General features: G+C 73.6%; 15 protein-coding genes. 8 read left to right on the top strand and 7 right to left on the bottom strand.

Annotated features, from left to right (window positions below; genetic code table 11):
* The first annotated feature begins 246 nt into the window (after window positions 1-246).
* Window positions 247-2091: an NHL domain-containing thioredoxin family protein gene (locus V1J52_RS18515; protein ID WP_330140968.1), complete on the top strand. Its 1845-nt coding sequence runs from the start codon at window positions 247-249 to the stop codon at window positions 2089-2091.
* An 88-nt stretch (window positions 2092-2179) separates the two neighbouring features.
* On the opposite strand, the gene V1J52_RS18510 is transcribed toward V1J52_RS18515, so the two are convergent.
* Window positions 2180-3478: a M18 family aminopeptidase gene (locus V1J52_RS18510; protein ID WP_330140967.1), complete on the bottom strand. Its 1299-nt coding sequence runs from the start codon at window positions 3476-3478 to the stop codon at window positions 2180-2182.
* 166 nt (window positions 3479-3644) lie between these two features.
* Window positions 3645-5471 (bottom strand): acyl-CoA dehydrogenase, encoded by a 1827-nt coding sequence (locus V1J52_RS18505; protein WP_330140966.1) that lies wholly within the window; start codon window positions 5469-5471, stop codon window positions 3645-3647.
* A gap of 132 nt (window positions 5472-5603) precedes the next feature.
* Between V1J52_RS18505 and V1J52_RS18500 the strand changes: the two genes are divergently transcribed.
* The 6 genes from V1J52_RS18500 (at window position 5604) to V1J52_RS18475 (ending at window position 10710) form a co-directional block, all read left to right on the top strand.
* Window positions 5604-6128, top strand: coding sequence for an SseB family protein (locus V1J52_RS18500; protein WP_330140965.1), 525 nt, complete (start codon window positions 5604-5606; stop codon window positions 6126-6128).
* 172 nt (window positions 6129-6300) lie between these two features.
* The gene (locus V1J52_RS18495; protein ID WP_330140964.1) at window positions 6301-7245 is read left to right on the top strand and encodes a pirin family protein; all 945 of its coding nucleotides are present in this window, start codon (window positions 6301-6303) and stop codon (window positions 7243-7245) included.
* Window positions 7246-7867: 622 nt separating this feature from the next.
* On the top strand, window positions 7868-8587 hold the full coding sequence (locus V1J52_RS18490; RefSeq protein WP_330140963.1) for a phosphoribosylaminoimidazolesuccinocarboxamide synthase: 720 nt from the start codon (window positions 7868-7870) through the stop codon (window positions 8585-8587).
* Window positions 8584-9282, top strand: coding sequence for an SDR family oxidoreductase (locus tag V1J52_RS18485; RefSeq protein ID WP_330140962.1), 699 nt, complete (start codon window positions 8584-8586; stop codon window positions 9280-9282). The genes V1J52_RS18490 and V1J52_RS18485 overlap by 4 nt, the downstream gene beginning before the upstream one ends.
* 145 nt (window positions 9283-9427) lie before the next feature.
* Window positions 9428-9919, top strand: a complete 492-nt coding sequence (locus V1J52_RS18480; RefSeq protein WP_330140961.1) for a hypothetical protein — start codon at window positions 9428-9430, stop codon at window positions 9917-9919.
* The gene (locus tag V1J52_RS18475) at window positions 9916-10710 is read left to right on the top strand and encodes an HAD family hydrolase (protein WP_330140960.1); all 795 of its coding nucleotides are present in this window, start codon (window positions 9916-9918) and stop codon (window positions 10708-10710) included. The genes V1J52_RS18480 and V1J52_RS18475 overlap by 4 nt, the downstream gene beginning before the upstream one ends.
* A gap of 37 nt (window positions 10711-10747) precedes the next feature.
* Here V1J52_RS18475 and V1J52_RS18470 read toward each other — a convergent pair whose 3' ends face one another.
* From V1J52_RS18470 to V1J52_RS18450, 5 genes are all read right to left on the bottom strand, one after another.
* Window positions 10748-11698, bottom strand: a complete 951-nt coding sequence (locus V1J52_RS18470) for a homocysteine S-methyltransferase family protein (RefSeq protein WP_330140959.1) — start codon at window positions 11696-11698, stop codon at window positions 10748-10750.
* A complete protein-coding gene (locus V1J52_RS18465; protein WP_330140958.1) occupies window positions 11695-12813 on the bottom strand; it encodes a trans-sulfuration enzyme family protein in 1119 nt (372 codons plus the stop codon). The genes V1J52_RS18470 and V1J52_RS18465 overlap by 4 nt, the downstream gene beginning before the upstream one ends.
* Window positions 12814-12891: 78 nt before the next feature.
* Entirely contained in the window at window positions 12892-13764 is an 873-nt protein-coding gene (locus V1J52_RS18460) for a class I SAM-dependent methyltransferase (protein ID WP_330140957.1), read from the bottom strand.
* A 104-nt stretch (window positions 13765-13868) separates the two neighbouring features.
* Entirely contained in the window at window positions 13869-15146 is a 1278-nt protein-coding gene (locus V1J52_RS18455) for an aminotransferase class V-fold PLP-dependent enzyme (RefSeq protein ID WP_330140956.1), read from the bottom strand.
* Window positions 15146-15901, bottom strand: coding sequence for a crotonobetainyl-CoA--carnitine CoA-transferase (locus V1J52_RS18450; RefSeq protein WP_330140955.1), 756 nt, complete (start codon window positions 15899-15901; stop codon window positions 15146-15148). The genes V1J52_RS18455 and V1J52_RS18450 overlap by 1 nt, the downstream gene beginning before the upstream one ends.
* A 350-nt stretch (window positions 15902-16251) precedes the next feature.
* Here V1J52_RS18450 and V1J52_RS18445 point away from each other — a divergent pair, with 350 nt between their 5' ends.
* Window positions 16252-17703 carry an MFS transporter gene (locus tag V1J52_RS18445; protein ID WP_330140954.1) on the top strand — a complete coding sequence of 484 codons (1452 nt, stop codon included), beginning with the start codon at window positions 16252-16254 and terminating at the stop codon, window positions 17701-17703.
* Window positions 17704-17757 lie beyond the last annotated feature (54 nt).

The following is a 17757-nucleotide window of genomic DNA, read 5'->3' as shown; positions in this document are numbered from 1 at the left end:
CGCTCTTCTGCCCGGAGAACAGGGGCACGGGTGTGATCCTGTGGTTCCTGACGACGCGGGAAACGGGTCACGCGGCGGAACGCGGCCGGAGCGGCGGGGAAAAGCCGTGGCCGGTATGCGCCGCACACCGGCCCCCTCACCGCGGCACGCCGCTCGGCCCGGCGTGAGGGACGTCCGCCCGGACGGCCTGTGACGTCCGGGCCGGGTGGTCGGCGACCGCAGCCGGGCCAGTGGCACCCTTGACCCATGAACGCTGCTTCCTCCGCCCCGCGCCGTGCCCGTGTCCGCGCCCCCGAGCTGGCCGGCAAGGGTGGCTGGCTGAACACCGGTGACGAGGAGCTGTCCCTCGCCGCGCTCCGGGGCCGCATCGTGATCCTGGATTTCTGGACCTTCTGCTGTGTGAACTGCCTGCACGTCCTGGACGAGCTGCGGGAGCTGGAGGAGAAGCACCGCGACACGGTGGTGATCATCGGGGTGCACTCGCCGAAGTTCGTGCACGAGGCCGAGCACCAGGCCGTCGTGGACGCCGTCGAGCGGTACGAGGTGCGCCATCCCGTGCTGGACGACCCGGAGCTGGCCACGTGGAAGCAGTACGCGGTGCGGGCCTGGCCGACGCTGGTGGTGATCGACCCGGAGGGGTACGTCGTCGCGCAGCACGCCGGGGAGGGCCACGCGCACGCCATCGCCGCCCTCGTCGCCGAGCTGGAGGCCGAGCACGCGGCGAAGGGCACCCTGCGGCGCGGGGACGGCCCCTACGTGCCGCCGGAGCCGGCGGCGACGGACCTGCGGTTCCCCGGCAAGGCGCTCGCCCTGCCCGACGGCGGTTTCCTCGTGACGGACTCCACCCGGCACGCCCTGGTGGAACTGGCGGCCGACGGCGAGACCGTCCTGCGGCGGATCGGCACCGGGGAACGCGGTCTGGCCGACGGACCGGCCGACGCCGCCCGGTTCAGCGAACCGCAGGGGCTCACGCTGCTCCCCGACGGAACCGTCGTCGTCGCGGACACCGTCAACCACGCGCTGCGCGCCTACGACCCGGCGACCGGCGAGGTGCGCACGCTGGCCGGGACCGGGCGCCAGTGGTGGCAGGGCTCCCCGGCGGAGGGCCCCGCCCGGGACGTGGCGCTCTCCTCGCCGTGGGACGTCGCCTGGTTCGCGGACCGCGTGTGGATCGCCATGGCGGGCGTCCACCAGCTGTGGACGTACGACCCGGCGACGGAGCGGGTGGCCGCCGTCGCCGGGACGACGAACGAGGGCCTGGTGGACGGGCCCGCGGCCGAGGCGTGGTTCGCGCAGCCCTCGGGGCTGGCCGCCGCCGGGGACCGCCTGTGGATCGCCGACGCCGAGACGTCCGCCCTGCGCTGGCTGGACGCGGACCTGACCGTCCGCACCGCCGTCGGCACCGGGCTGTTCGACTTCGGGCACCGGGACGGACCGGCCGCGCAGGCGCTGCTCCAGCACCCGCTCGGCGTCACCGCGCTGCCGGACGGTTCGGTGGCCGTCTGCGACACCTACAACCACGCCCTGCGCCGCTACGACCCGGCGACCGGCGAGGTCACCACGCTCGCCACGGACCTGCGGGAGCCCTCGGCCGCGGTGCTGCCGCACGGGGACGCCGGGGCGGCCGGGGAGATCGTCGTCGTCGAGTCGGCGCGGCACCGGCTGACGCGGCTGCGGCTGCCCGAGGAGGCGGTGGCCGTCGCGGACGTGGCGCACCGCACGCGGCGGGCCACGACGGACGTGACGCCCGGCACGCTGCGCCTGGACGTGGTGTTCACCGCGCCGTCCGGGCAGAAGCTGGACACCCGCTACGGGCCGGCGACGCGGCTGCTGGTGAGCGCCACCCCGCCGGAGCTGCTGGCCGGCGGCGCGGGCCAGGGCAGCGACCTGGCGCGGGAGCTGGTCCTGGACCCGGAGGTGCCCGAGGGGGTGCTGCACGTCTCGGCGATGGCGGCGTCCTGCGACGACGACCCGGCGACGGAGTACCCGGCCTGCCACGTCCACCAGCAGGACTGGGGCGTGCCCGTCCGGCAGACCCCCGGTGGCGCCGCCCGGCTGCCGCTCGTCCTCGCCGGTCTCGACGCGGGATGACGCGGGCCGAGGGGCGCGCCTCGGCGGGTGTGCCCCTCGGTGTCCGCCTCCGGAGGCGGCCCTCGGCCGTCCGCCTCCGGGTGCGGCGTCAGTGCGCCAGGAAGGCGGCGAGGGCGGCGGCGAGGAGGTGCGGGTCGTCCGCACCGGCCAGTTCGCGGGCCGAGTGCATGGACAGGATGGCCACGCCGATGTCGACGGTGGCGATGCCGTGCCGGGCGGCGGTGATCGGGCCGATCGTCGTGCCGCAGGGGATCGCGTTGTTGGACACGAAGCTCTGCCACGGCACCCCGGCCCGCTCGCAGGCGGTGGTGAAGACGGCGCGTCCGGTGCCGTCGGTGGCGTACCGCTGGTTGACGTTGACCTTGAGGATCGGGCCGCCGTTGGGCCGGGGGTGGTGCGTCGGGTCGTGCCGTTCGGCGTAGTTCGGGTGCACGGCGTGCCCGGTGTCGGAGGACAGGCAGACGGTGCCCGCCAGGGCGCGGGCCCGGTCCTCGTGGCCGCCGCCGCGGGCGAGGACGGAGCGTTCCAGGACGTTGCCGAGCAGCGGGCCGTCCGCGCCGGTGTCGGACTGGCTGCCGTTCTCCTCGTGGTCGAAGGCGGCGAGCACCGGGATGTGCGGGGGCCCGGCGCCGTCGGAGGTGGCGGCGGCGACGAGTGCGGCCGTCCCCGCGTGGACCGACAGCAGGTTGTCCATGCGCGGACCGGCGATCAGCTCGTCGTCCCGGCCGAGGTACGCGGGGGCCTCGACGCCGTGCAGCATGAGGTCCCAGCCGAGGATGTCGCTGTCGTCGAGCCCCGTCTCCCGGGCGAGGAAGGCGAGCAGATCGCCTTCGCGGGCCTCGCCCAGGCCCCACACCGGGGTCATGTGGCGCTGCCGGTCGAGCTTGAGGCCGTCGTTGACCTGCCGGTCGAGGTGAATGGCGAGCTGCGGCACCCGCAGCAGCGGGCGGTCGGCGTTGACCAGGCGCGTCGTGCCGTCGCGCAGGGCGAGCCGCCCGGCGAGGCCGAGGTCGCGGTCGAGCCAGGTGTTCAGCAGGGTGCCGCCGTAGATCTCGACGGCGAGCTGCCGCCAGCCGTGGGCGCCGGTGTCCGGCGCGGGCTTGACGCGCAGGTTCGGGGAGTCGGTGTGTGCGCCGACGACGCGGAAGGGGGTGACGGGGGTCGCGCCCTCGGGCACGTACCAGGCGATGACGGCGCCGCCCCGCAGGACGTACCGGCCGCCGGCCGCGCCGTCCCAGGCGTCAGTCTCGGCGACCTCGCGGAACCCGGCTTTCTCCAGCCGCTGCGCCACGTTGGCCACGGCGTGGTACGGCGTGGGGGACGCGGCGAGGAACGCGAGGAGGTCGTCGGTGTGGCCACGGTCGAAACGGCCGGGGAAAGACTGCATGACGCCCAGCATACGGACGGGCTACGACAGAGTAGGGTCCCGCTCCCCCCGACCGGGAGCGGGACCGCGCACGGCCACGGGCCGGTTACCGGCGGGTGCGCGGACAGTGGTCCGCGCACCCGCCGGGGGGCCGGAACGGCCGGTCCGGCCGGACCGGCCGTTCCGGTCAGAACGCCGCTTCGTCCAGGTCCATCAGGGACAGGTCGACGTCCGCGGCCATCTCGCGCTGGACGCCCACGCCCGGCAGGACGTTGGCCGCGAAGAACTTCGCCGCGGCGATCTTGCCCGCGTAGAACGCCTTGTCCTTGGCCGGGGCACCGGCGAGCTTGTCCGCCGCGACGACCGCGCCGCGCAGCAGCAGGTAGCCGATCACCACGTCGCCGGAGGCGAGCAGGAAGCGGGTGGTGTTCAGGCCGACCTTGTAGAGGGACCTGACGTCCTTCTCGGTGGCCGCGAGGTCCGTCAGCATGGTGCCGACGATGGCCTCCAGGTCGGCCGCCGCCTTGGCCAGGTGCTCGCGCGCGCCGGCCAGCTCCTCGCCGCCGGCCGCCTCGGCGAGGAACTTCTTGATCTCCTCGGAGAGGGCGGTCAGGGCCTGGCCCTGGTCGCGGACGACCTTGCGGAAGAAGAAGTCCTGGCCCTGGATCGCCGTGGTGCCCTCGTAGAGGGTGTCGATCTTGGCGTCCCGGATGTACTGCTCGATCGGGTATTCCTGGAGGTAGCCGGAGCCGCCGAAGGTCTGGAGCGACTGGGCGAGCTGCTCGTAGGACTTCTCGGAGCCGTAGCCCTTGACGATCGGCAGGAGCAGGTCGTTCAGGCGGTGGGCCGACGAGGCGTCCTCGCCCGCGGCCTCCTTGAGCAGGATGTCGTCCTGCACGGAGGCGGTGTAGAGGACGAGGGCGCGCATGCCCTCGGCGTACGCCTTCTGGGTCATGAGCGAGCGCCGCACGTCCGGGTGGTGCGTGATGGTGACGCGCGGGGCGGTCTTGTCGGTGAACTGGGTGAGGTCGGCGCCCTGCACCCGCTCCTTGGCGTACTCCAGCGCGTTCAGGTAGCCGGTGGAGAGGGTGGCGATGGCCTTCGTGCCGACCATCATCCGCGCGAACTCGATGATCTTGAACATCTGGCGGATGCCGTCGTGCTTCTCGCCGAGGAGCCAGCCCTTGGCCGGGTGCTTGTCGCCGAAGGTCATCTCGCACGTGTTGGACGCCTTGAGGCCCATCTTGTGCTCGACGTTCGTGGCGTAGGCGCCGTTGCGCTCGCCGATCTCGCCGGTCTCCCAGTCGAAGTCGTACTTCGGCACGATGAACAGGGACAGGCCCTTGGTGCCGGGGCCCGCGCCCTCGGGGCGGGCGAGCACGAAGTGCACGATGTTCTCGGACATGTCGTGCTCACCGGAGGTGATGAAGCGCTTCACGCCCTCGATGTGCCAGGTGCCGTCCTCCTGGCGGACGGCCTTGGTGCGGCCCGCGCCGACGTCGGAGCCCGCGTCGGGCTCGGTGAGCACCATGGTGGAGCCCCACTGGCGGTCCACCATGAGCTGGGCGATCCGGTGCTGCTCCTCGGTGCCCTCCTCGTGGAGGACGCCCGCGAAGGCCGGGCCGGAGGCGTACATCCACACCGCCGGGTTGGCGCCGAGGATCGTCTCGGCGAAGGCCCACAGGAGGGAGCGCGGGGCGGTGGTGCCGCCGATCTCCTCCGGGATGCCGAGGCGCCACCACTCGGCGTCCATGTATGCCTGGTAGCTGTTCTTGAAGGACTCCGGGACCGGCGCGGTGTTCGTCGCCGGGTCGAAGACCGGCGGGTTGCGGTCGGCGTCCTCGTAGGACGCGGCCAGCTCGTTCTCGGACAGCCGCGCGATCTCGGACAGCACGCTCTTGGCGGTGTCCACGTCCATCTCCGCGAACGGCCCGGTGCCGTACACCGCGTCGCGGCCGAGGACCTCGAACAGGTTGAACTCGATGTCGCGCAGATTCGACTTGTAGTGGCCCATGGGCACAGGCTCCGTAGAGACGGGGAGGGAGGTTCCTCCAGATGCGTACCAGTAAGTAGCTCCATCATGCTACCCGTCGGTAATAACAAGCAACCCCAAAGCGTCGCGTCGTGACTCACTATCCTTCTGGGTATGTACGGCTACGACCAGAACGCCTCCGCGGGGCACCAGCAGTACGGGGCCCCGCCACCACCCGGCTTCGGCCAGCAGCCGCCGCCGGGCTACGGCGGGCAGCCGTCCGGCCACGGCCAGCAGGGGCACGGCGCGCAGGTGCCGCAGCCGCACTACCCCGAGCCCTCGCCCCCCTCGCTGGCGGACGCGGTGCGGGGCTTCGCCACCGGCACCCTGTCGCCGGAGGACTTCCAGGGCATCTTCCACAACGCCCGCGTCTACTGCCCGCGCGGCGAGACGCCGGGCTTCCTGGCGCTGCACAACACGCAGCAGCCGGTGATCCCGATGTTCAGCTCCCTCAAGGAGCTGCGGGCGTACGCGGGCAAGGAGTCCCGCTACTTCGTCATCACCGGGGCGGAGGTGCTGGACCTGCTGCCGACCGGGTACGGCTTCGTCCTGGACATGGAGGGCGACCACCGGGTCGTCTTCGACGCGAAGGCCGTCGAGGAGATGGTCGACTTCGCGATGCGCCGCATGTACGGCTGACGCCACCCGTACGGCCGGACGAGTGACGTCCGCCCCCGCACGGCCGGACGGGTGACGCCTCCCTCGCTCCCCACCCGGGTGCCGGACGCGTCCGGCCCGGCGGGAATAGCGCACGGCTTGGCCGAGGTTCAATGTTCAACTACATTGGAACCGTCCACCGAGGAGGCCAGCCATGCCCGCGATCACCGTCGAGAACCCGCTGACCCTGCCGCGCGTAGCGGCACCGACGGGCGAGGCGACCGCCCGGCCCGTACTCGCCGTCACCACGGCACCGAGCGGCTTCGAGGGGGAGGGATTCCCCGTGCGCCGCGCCTTCGCCGGCATCCGCTACGAGCACCTCGACCCGTTCATCATGATGGACCAGATGGGTGAGGTGGACTACGCGCCGGGCGAGCCCAAGGGCACCCCGTGGCATCCGCACCGCGGCTTCGAGACCGTCACCTACCTCATCGACGGCACCTTCGTGCACCAGGACTCCGAGGGCGGCGGCGGCACGATCACCGACGGCGACACCCAGTGGATGACGGCCGGCTCCGGACTGCTGCACATCGAGGCGCCGCCGGAGGAGCTGGTCATGAACGGCGGCCTGTTCCACGGCCTCCAGCTGTGGGTGAACCTGCCCGCCAAGGACAAGATGACCGACCCCCGCTACCAGGACATCCGCGGCGGCGAGGTGAAGCTCCTCACCACCCCGGACGGCGGCGCCCTGCTGCGGCTCATCGCCGGTGACCTCGACGGCCACGCCGGGCCCGGCATCACCCACACGCCCATCACCATGGTGCACGCCACCGTCAGCCCCGGCGCCGAGGTGACCCTGCCGTGGCGGGCCGACTGGAACGCGCTGGCCTACGTGCTGACCGGACGCGGCACCGTCGGGCCCGACCGGCGCCCGGTCGGGCTGGGCCAGACGGCCGTGTACGGGGCCGGGAGCAGCGTCACCCTGCGCGCGGACGCCGGAGCGGAGCCGCTGGAGGTCGTCCTGCTCGGCGGGCGGCCCATCCGGGAGCCGATGGCCCACTACGGCCCGTTCGTCATGAACAGCCACGCCGAGCTGACCCAGGCGTTCGACGACTTCCAGGCCGGACGCCTCGGCCGCATCCCCGCCACCCGGATGTGACCGGCCCGGCGCCCGGCGCCGGGCCACCGGCGCCGCCGACGGCCACGAGCATCAAACCGCCCGCCCCCGTACCGCCTCGCGCGGGCGGGGGCGGTCCGCGTGTGCGCGCCGCCCCGCCCCCGGGCCTCGCAGCGGGCGGGGCGGGGGCGGGGGAGTCCCGGCGGCGCACCGCCGGGTTTCGGCCAGGCTTGCCAACTCGCGCATCTCAGAGCCGAGTTGGCTGTCCGAAGGGACCCTTGACGTGACGCGGTGATGCGGGAAGTCTGTCGTTCATGGGGAGCAGGGGGGCACAGGGGCGCCGCGGGCCGGCCACGGCCGCAGGCCCCGTCCGTCACAGCGGGGGCACGGCTGCTGTGAAACGCGCCGACCGCGTCCGCGTCCCGCACCGGCGCACCCGGGCCGGACAGGGCCACGCCTGTCCGCCGACGACGGGCTGACGCCCGCGCCCCCGGGCGGTGACCGCCCCCTCCTCCGTCAACCGCACACCCTCCACCTTCCGTCTCCCGGCACGCGGCGCGGCAGCGCGCGGTGGCCGGGACGCCCGGCCGACCCGGCCGCGGCGGTACACGGACGACGCACGGACCACGGGGAACACGCCGACCATCGAAGGGACATCTGACCCATGTCTTCGATCGCGCACACGGACACCGGACAGGGCACACCGGACATCGAGGGCCGCAGCAAGCGGCTGTGGCTGGGCGACGACGGCACGTCGTGCCGGGTCGAACTGATCCCGAGCCTGCGCAGCTACACCTACGACCGTGACGAGATGATCCCGGAGACGGCCCGGCTGCGGCTCGACTTCTACGAGACCGCGGCGGCCCGGCTGGAGGAGGAGGGGGTGCGGACGGTCTTCCGCCGCCGCCTCGGCCCGGTCTCCTACGAGGCCGCCTACGTGCCCGCGCCGCCGTTCGAGGTGATCGTCAAGAACCTGGCCACGGGCTCCACCGTCCGCAAGTACCCGGGCCTGTTCCCCGAGGGGCACCGGTTCGACCCGCCGGTGGTGAAGTTCGACTTCCGCATCGACCCCGAGGACCAGCCCATCGGGGAGGACTACCTGCGGGCCGCCGGGGTCGACGTCGAGGCGTACCGGCAGACGGCGCTCACCTGCAACGCCGCCCTGCGCTCCTGGCTGGCACCGCTGGACCTGTGGGACTTCTGCCTGGTCGTCGGGCCGGACGCGGAGGGCAGGCCGGTGATCAACTCGGAGGTCTCGCCGGACTGCATGCGGCTGCGCGACACCGCGGGGCGCCCGCTGGACAAGGACCTGTTCCGGCAGGGCGCGGAGCCCGCTGAGATCGTCCGCGTGTGGACCGACCTGGTGCGGCGGATCTCCGCATGAGCGGTCACGCGGGAACGGTGCTGATCACCGGGGCCAACCGCGGTTCGGGGCGGGCCATGGCGGAGGAGCTGCACCGGGCGGGCTGGACGGTCTGGGGCCTCAACCGCACCCCGTCGGGGCTGCCGTGGATGCGGGAGGTCGTCGCCGACCTGCGCTCCGCGTCCGACGTCGCCGCCGCCGTGGCCGAGGCGGCGCGCGGCGGCGGGCTGGACGCCGTGGTCGCCAACGGGGTCCAGCGCTCCCTGGGGCGGCTGGACACGCTGCCGCTGACGGAGTGGGAGGACGCCGTGGCGGTGAACCTCACCTCCATCGTGGTGCTCGTCCAGGCGGCGCTGCCGCACCTGCGGGCGCGCAAGGGCCGCATCGTCCTCGTCGGCAGCCACGCCGGTACCCGGTTCTTCGAGGGCGGGGCCGCCTACTGCGCCACGAAGGCGGCGCTGAAGGCCGTCGCCGAGGTGCTCCTGCTGGAGGAGCGCGGCCACGGGGTGCGGACGAGTCTCCTCAGCCCCGGTGCCGTCGCCAGCCTGGACGGTGACGAGTCCGTGTACAAGCTCTCGACGGAGTCCGTCGCGCGCACCGTGCGCTGGGTGCTGGACGCGCCCGAGGACACGGCGGTGGGCGAGATCGAGCTGCGGCCCGCGCGGCTGCCGCCCGAGGTCCCGGTGACCGGTCTCGACCGGCTCCAGGCGGTCTGATCCCGCCCGTGGCCGCACGCCCCGCGCCACACCCCCGCGCCACACACCTGTGGCCGCACACCCGTGATCGCACACCGGCGCTCGCACACCCCCGTGAGCGCACTCCCGCGACCGCACCCGCGATCGCATCCGAGGAGGGACAGACATGGTGCACCACACGCAGTCGACGTCCTTGACCGCCGGCCACCACGCGGCACAGGGCGCCACCCCCGCGGTCCGCTGGGACGCGGGGACCCGCGTCCTCGTCATCACCGCCGGGGAGGGCCCGGCGTGGGAGGACGACCCCGGGCTCGTCCGGCTCTCCTACCACGGCTCGGCCTGGATCGGGTGCGACCGCACCGGCACGCCCGTGGTGCTCGACCTGCACGGCATCCCGGACGCCCTGGCCCGCATGGTGCCCGCCGCCCCGCGCGGTGAGGGCCCCGCCGCGCCGCTCCCCCGGGCCGTCGCCCAGGGCATCGGCTGCTGGCTGGACCCGGACAGCAACTGGCTGTGGTGCCCGGTCGCCGACGGCGCGGTCACCGAGCTGCTGACGGTGCGCGGCCACGTCGAGGCCGCGTTCACCGGCACCCGGCTGGTGCGCATCCAGGTCCGGGCGTCCGCGCTCGTCGAGGCGCCCGCGCGGGTGAGGCCGTGACGGACGTCCGGCTGCTGTGCACGGACCTGGACGGCACGCTGCTGGACTCCGCGGGAGACGTCTCACCGGCCACGCGCGGAGCCCTCCGGGACGCCGCGCGGGCCGGACTGACCGTGCTGGCGGTGACCGGCCGGCCCGTGCGCGACGCCCTGGAGGTCGCCCGCGCCCACGGCCTGACCGGCCCGCTGGCGTGCAGCAACGGCGCGGTGATCGTGCGGGCGGAGACGGGTGGCGTCCTGCACCGCGAGGGGTTCGCGCCCGCCGTCGCCCGTGGTCTGCTGGGGCGGCTGCGGGCGGCGGTCCCCGGGGTGGTGCTCGGCGTGGACACCGCCCGGGGCCTCCACCTCGACGCCCCGTTCCGGCACCTGGTGCCCGACTGCTGGCCGCACCGGCCGGAGGCGGACGTGGCCACGGCGGTGCGGGACGGGGACACCGTCGTGAAGATCCTCGCCGTCCACCCCGCGGTGGGGCCGCAAGCCCTGGGCCGCCTCTTCGAGCCCCTCGCCGCGGGGGCGTTCCGGATGACCCGCTCCACGTCCTACTTCCTGGAGCTGTCCCGGGCGGAGACGGACAAGGGGCGGGCGCTGCACCGGCTCGCCGGACTCGTCGGCGTGCCGGCGGGGCGGACGGCGGCGGTCGGGGACATGCCGAACGACCTGCCCATGCTGGCCGCCGCCCGGCTCGGGGCGGCGGTGGCCAACGCGCACGAGGACGTGCTGCGGCAGGCGGACGTGGTGCTCCCGGCCAACGACGACGACGGGGTGGCCGAGCTGATCCGCATGCTCGTGTGAGCCCGCGGACCGGCCCGGCCGCCCCGTGCCCGGCCGCTCAGGACGGTGCCCCGCCGCTCAGGCCGTCCGGTGCGAGCCTGCCGTGCAGGGCCGCGACGTGGGCGGGCGTCGTCCCGCAGCAGCCGCCGACGATGTCGAGCCCGTACCGCTCGATGCGTCCGGCCATCAGGTCGGCGAACTCCTGGGGCGGGCACGCCACCGGCACGTAGCGGTTGACCGGGGTCCACTCCTCGATGCCCGAGCGGTCCTCCAGGTTCGGGTAGGCGCCGATGGGCCCCGGCCGGGCGGCGGCCAGCGCGTCGAGCGCGGCGTCCAGGTCGGCCAGCGCCACGCAGTTCACCAGGACGGCGCCGGCCCCCGCCGCCGCCACGGCCCGCGCCGCCTCGCCCAGGTCCTCGCCCGACAGCAGCCGCCCGCCCTCCCGGCACACGAAGCTCACCCAGACGGGCAGCCCGGCACGGCGGCACAGGTCGGTGACGACGACCGCCTCCCGCGCCGTGTTCATCGTCTCGGCGAGGACGAGGTCGGCCTTCTCCTCGGCGAGCCGGTCCACCAGCCAGCCGTGTTCGGCGGCGAGCACGTCGTCCGGCGGGGTCAGGTCGGGCCGGTAGCAGTCGTCGGCGGTGGTGACGCACGCGGCCACCGGCACCCGCCGGGTGCCGGACGCGCCGTCCCCGGCGGCGGCCCGGGCGTCGTCGACGGCGCGCCGCACCAGCGTCCGGGACAGCTCCTCGTCGGCTCCGGCCCGGCGCAGCGCCCGGACGTTGGTGCGGAAGGTGTTCGCGGTGACCAGGGCCGCGCCCGCCTCCCGGTAGGCGCCGTGCACCGCGCGGAGCTGTTCCCGGCCCTCGTCGTGCAGCAGGGCCTCACTCGTCCACCAGGGGCGCGTGACCGGGCGGCCCAGCCGTTGCAGTTCGGTGCCCTTGGGGCCCTCCAGGAGGACCGGCGGGGCCAGCGTCGTCCCGGCCAGCGGCGCCGGGGCGCTCACAGGGCGTTCCGCAGGTCGGCGGCGAGGTCGCCCGCGTCCTCGATCCCGACGGCGAGCCGCATCAGGCGGTCGGAGATGCCGAGGGCCGCGCGGGTCTCCGGGGGCACCGGCCGGTGCGTCATCAGGGCGGGGCACTCGATCAGCGAGTGCACGCTGCCCAGGCTCACGGCCACCGCGAACAGCTCGGTGCGCTTGAGCAGTTCCTGCGGGTCGCCGAGGTACTCGAAGGAGACGACGGACCCGAAGCCGGACATCTGGCGGGCCGCGACGGCGTGCTGCGGGTGGTCGGCCAGCCCCGGGTAGTGCACCGCTCCCACCTTCGGGGACTCCAGGAGCTGCGCGACCAGGCGTTCGGCCGTGCGGTTCTGCCGCTCGACGCGCAGCGACATCGTCTTCAGGCCGCGGTGCAGCAGGTAGCAGTCCAGGGCGCCGGGCACGTTGCCGTAGGCGGTGCGGTACGCGAAGAACGCCCGCTGGTAGTCGTCGCTGCGGTGGACGAGAGCGCCGCCGATGACGTCGGAGTGGCCGGAGATGAACTTGGTGGTGCTGTAGAGCGAGATGTCCGCTCCCAGCGCCAGGGGCTGCTGGAGGGCCGGGCTGGCGAAGGTGTTGTCCACCAGCACGGGGATGCCCCGGGGGCGCGCGAGGGCGGCCAGGGCCGTGATGTCGGCGACCTTCAGGAGCGGGTTGGTGGGCGTCTCCACCCAGATCATGCCCACGTCGTCGCCGAGCGTGGCGGCGAGCGCGTCGGGGTCCGTCAGGTCGGTGTACTCGACGGTGATGCCGTACTTGCCGAGGGTGGAGAACAGGGAGTACGTCCCCCCGTAGACGTCGTCGGAGGAGATGAGCCGCTGGCCCGGCGAGAGCAGGGACAGCGCCGTCGCCCCCGCGGCCTGGCCGGAGGAGAAGGCCAGGGCGTGCGGCGCGTCCTCCAGGGAGGCCAGGCACTCCTCCAGGGCCTCGCGGGTCGGGTTCTCGCCGCGGCCGTAGAAGTAGCGCAGGTCGCTCTGCGACCGCTGCTCGAACGTCGTGGCCACGTGGATGGGCGGGACGATGTCCCCGGTGCGGGTGTCGGCCTGCTGGCCCACCTTGACCAGCTTGGTGTCGAACTCCATGGGCGGGACGCTCCTAAGGGGTGGCGGAGTGAGGTCGGCGGCGCCGGCCGCGCCGGGGAGCGCGGCCGGGGGCGGGGGTCAGCCCGCCGCGGCGGCCGTGAAGCAGTGGCTGAGGCAGGTGATCCGCACCGTGCCCTCGTCGGTCTCGAAGTCCTTGGCGGCGCTGGCGACGGCGTTCCAGGTGCGCGCGTCGCGGGCGTCCCCGGTGCGCTCGGCGAGCTTTCCGCGCAGCCAGCCCGGCAGCAGGTCCCAGGAGAAGCGGACGAACTCCTCGACGGACGCCGCGGTGAAGGTGAGCGGGCACTCCTCGTGCGTGACGCCGGTGAACCCCGCGTCGCGCAGCCGCCGGGCGAGCGCGTCCGGGTCGGCCATGCCGAACGGGCCGGGCAAGCCCGCCGGCGGGGCGCCGAGCCCGGCGCGGGCGGCGACGACGCCGAACGCCAGGCTCAGCAGCGGCACCTGCGGGGCGGTGCCCCACACGGACACCGCGAGCCGTCCGCCGGGGCGCAGGGCCCGGTGCGCGGCGCGCAGCACGGCGTCGGCGTCGGGCAGGAACATGAGGCTGAACCGGCTGACGACGGCGTCGAAGGAGGCGTCCTCCAGCGCCAGGTCCTCCGCGTCGCGCTCCTGGAACCCGACGTGTGCCAGTCCCGCCTCCGCGGCCCGGCGGCGTGCCACCTCCAGCATGTCCCCGGCCTGGTCGACGCCGAGGACCGCGCCCTTGGGGCCGACGGCGTGGCCCGCGTCCAGGGCGGGCTGGCCGGTGCCGCTGCCGATGTCCAGGACCCGCGCGCCGTCGGTGACGCCCGCGCCGTCCAGCAGGCGCCGCGTCACGGGCCGCGCCCCGGCCTCGAACAGTTCGTACCAGCGGTCCCAGCCGGAGCTGAGGTTGTTCCAGTTGTCCTTCTGCTGCGCCTTGAAGGCGCTCGGGTCGAACCCGGCCGTGCTCACTGACACACCCCTCGCACTTCGTCGCTCGGTCTCATGTCGTTCGCGCGCACGGGCCCGTCGCGGCGGCACCCCCGGTGCCGCCGCGGCGGGCCGCCGCGATCCGTTCAGCCGGCCAGGGAGCGGTCGTTCGGGTGTTCGAGCGACCAGAAGCCCTTCTCCGCCGTCTTCACCGTCTCCACCAGCAGGTCGGCCTCCTCGGCGGTGTTGTAGACGCCGAAGGACGCCCGCACCGTGCCGACGACCCCCAGGCTGTCCACGAACGGCATCGCGCAGTGCACCCCGGTCCGGGTGGCGATGCCGGCGTTGTTGAGGTGGTTGCCCACGTCGTAGGGGTGGATGCCGTCCACGGCGAAGGAGACGATGCCGCCCTCGGGGCGCTGCGCGCCGAAGACGGTGACGCCGTCCTGGGCGCGCAGCCCCGCGGCGGCGCGGGCGGTCAGCTCCGCGTCGTGTGCCGCGACACGCTCCACGCCGAGGTCGTCGAGGTAGTCCATCGCCGCGGCCAGTCCCACCGCGCCGGCGATGTTGGGGGTGCCCGACTCCATCAGGTGCGGTGGGGGCGCCAGGGTCAGCGGGCCGTCGTAGCTGGCGCGGCGCACCATGCCGCCGCCCATGAGCAGCGCCTCCATCCGGGCGAGGTGGCCGGCCTTGCCGTACAGCACGCCGGTGCCCAGCGGGCCGTACATCTTGTGCGCCGAGAAGCAGTAGAAGTCGGCGTCGAGGGCCTGGACGTCGACGGCGCGGTGGGCGACGGCCTGGGCGCCGTCCACGACGACGACGGCACCACGGGCGTGGGCCGCCTCGATGACCTCGCCGACCGGGGTCACCGTGCCCTGCACGTTGGAGACGTGGGCGACGGCGACGATCCGGGTGCGGTCGGAGAGCTGCGCGCTGAACGCCGCCGCGGACAGCTCGCCGTGCTCGTCGACGGCGGCGACCTTGAGCACCGCCCCCGTCCGCTCGCACAGCCGCCGCCAGGGGAGCAGGTTGGAGTGGTGCTCCAGCCCGCTGATGAGGACCTCGTCGCCGGCCCGGAGCAACTCGCGGCCGAAGCCCTCGGCCACCAGGTTGACCGACTCGGTGGTGCCCTTGGTGAAGACGATCTCGTTGCCGCCGGACGCGTTCACGAACCGGGCCACGCGCTCGCGCGCCTGCTCGTAGCGGTCGGTGGCGCGCATGCTGAGCGTGTGCACGCTGCGGCCGACGTTGCTGTTGTCCTGGCAGTAGTACGCGTGCATGGCGTCGAGCACCTGACGCGGCTTCTGCGTCGTCGCCGCGTTGTCGAGGTAGACCGGGGGTCTGCCGTCCAGGTCGGCCGCCAGGATCGGGAAGTCGGCCCGCACGTCCCGGTGGAAACCTCCTGAGCTGGGCTCAGTCGCCATCAGTTCACCTGCTTCATGAGAGAGAGATACGTCGACACCAGGGCCTGGGGCATGGGCGTCGTCTTCTGCGGCGAGTACGGCCGGTCCCTCGGTCTGACGTAGCCGGGTGACCCGGGCTCGGGGAGCCGTCCGTCCTGGTCCCGCAGGTGTGCTCCGAAGTAGAACCAGCAGACCTGTCCGATGGTCTCGGACAGCAGTACCGGGTGGCAGTCTCGCGGGTACATGTGGCAGTGGTCCCAGGTCGCCTGGAACTCTCCGCGCGCGGAGAAGGGATTGCCGTGCGCCACGTGGCCGAAGAAGTCGTGCACGGCGCGGAAGACGTCGTTGTGGACGAACCTGACGCCGTCGATCAGGTAATCGCTGGTCTCCACCATCGGGTGCCCCGCCACGCCGGGCGACGAGCCGCTCTGGCCGTGCCCGTTGCCGGTCAGGTAGACGTACAGGACGCCGGTGGCGGTGACCTCGCGGCGCAGGTCGGCGGAGTTCCGGTAGGGCTGGCCTTCCCGCACCCACGGACGTACCTCCACCCCGGCCGCGCGCATGGCCTCGTACTGCCGCCGGGTCTCGGCCTTGAAGACCGCGTACTGGTGCCTCTCCCCGGCCGTGCCGCTGGAGTGGGGCGCGGCTTCGTACCAGTCGGCGATGGACAGGCACAGGTCGTGGTCGAGTGTGAAGTCGGACAGGTCCGGGAAGCGGTGGCCGGGTAAGCGGGACGCCACGTACTCCTCGGCGGTCCGTAACGCGTCAACCTTCATGAGCCCCGCCTTTCCGGCAGGTTCCTCCCGGCACGGCACGAGAACCGGGCCGGTGGCCCGCGGGCCCTCCTCCGGTACGGGCCCGCCCGTCCGACGTGTGGCTGGTCAAGGGTGCTGTGGTGCTTTCCGTGCGTAATCCCCGTTCCTCGAACAGCACGTCGTACCCCCTTTCGACCGTCGAAACTAACTGCCAACTCCCGTGCTCAGCAAGGGTATTCGGGACGGCTTGGACATCACGTGGCTGAAAGTTCATCTCCGGCACCGGCAGGTGGGTCTCCCGGCCCCCCGCCGTCATGCGGGCGCCCTACACTCGCCGGGCGTGCCGCAGACGACCGAGGAGGCGACGACGCGTGACCACAGAGCCCGGCGTGACGGCCAAGACGGCGGGGGGCAGCGCCTTACCCGCTGAACCCGGCCCCTGGAGACTGGTGCTGCTCTGCGGCGTCCAGCTGCTCATGCTCCTGGACTTCTCGATCGTCAACGTGGCGCTGCCGCAGATCGAGGAGTCGCTCGGATTCTCCCCCGGCGGCGTCCAGTGGGTCGTCAGCATCTACGCGCTGGCCTTCGGCGGACTGCTCCTGCTCGGCGGACGGCTCAGCGACCTCCTGGGCCGGCGGCGGATGCTGCTCGTGGGCCTGGGCGTCTTCACCGCGGCCTCCCTCGTCGGCGGCCTCGCGGGCAACCCGGGCCTCCTCGTGGCGATGCGCGCGCTCCAGGGCGCCGGGGCGGCCCTGATCGGCCCGGCCGTACTCTCCCTCATCACCACCGGCACACCGCCGGGCCCGGCCCGCAACAAGGCCCTGGGCTGGTTCAGCGCCGCCTCCGCGAGCGGCTTCGCCATCGGCGTGCTCGCCGGTGGCCTGCTGACCCAGTTCGCCGACTGGCGGGCCGTCTTCTTCGTGAACGTGCCGCTGGCCGGCTTCGCCATGGTCGCCGCGCTGCGGCTGATCGCCGCCGACGCCCCGGCCACCGGGCCGCGCCACTACGACGTGCCGGGTGCCGTGCTGTCCACCGTCGGCGTCAGCGGTCTGATCTTCGGCCTCAGCTCGCTGGAGTCGGACGGGACGGCGGCGCCGTGGGGCATCGCCGTCGGCGTCGTGGCACTGGCGGGCTTCCTGGTCGTGGAGGCCAGGACCGCGAACCCGCTCGTGCCGCTGGGCGTCTTCCGCTTCCGCAGCGTCTCCATGGCCAACCTCGGCGCCCTCCTGGTGCCCGGGGTCATGGGGGCCGTGGCCCTGACCCTGTCGCTGTTCCTCCAGCAGGTCCAGGGGCGCGACGCGCTGGAAACCGGCCTGATCTTCCTCACGCTCGGGCTGGCCGTCATCGTCGCGGGGCCCCTCGCCGCCGCCGCGGTGACCAGGCTGGGGCCCAAGGCGGTGTGCGTGGCCGGGGCCCTCGCGGTGTCGGGCGGCGTCTTCGTGCTCAGCCGTATTTCGGCCGACTCCTCCTACGCGGCCGTTCTCCTGCCGGGACTGGCGCTGACGGGAATCGGATTCTCGGCCTTCTTCACCGCTTCCACGATCACGGCGACCATGGAGGTGCCCGGTGAGCAACAAGGACTCGCGGGCGCTCTGCTGAACACTTCCGTGCAGTTCGGCACCGCGTTGTGCGTTGTTCTCCTCATCGCCATCGCGGAACGGGATTCCGGCTCCGGAAAGGCCGTCACGACGGCCGTCCACGCCGAGAACTACGGCACCGCGTTCGCGGTCGGCGCGGCCATCGCCCTGGGCACCGCGCTGCTGCTCACCGTGGCCCTCCCGGGGGCCCGCCGGTCCAAGTCGGCGGAGCCGCAAGCGACTTGACCACTCGTGCGGCCGGCGTGGACGGGCCGGGCCGAAAGGCCGGAACCTGTCCAT

The organism is Streptomyces solitudinis (assembly GCF_036323765.1).
Classification (GTDB): domain Bacteria; phylum Actinomycetota; class Actinomycetes; order Streptomycetales; family Streptomycetaceae; genus Streptomyces.
Note: the sequence above shows the minus strand (reverse complement) of the source record. Positions and strands in the feature narration are given on the sequence as shown.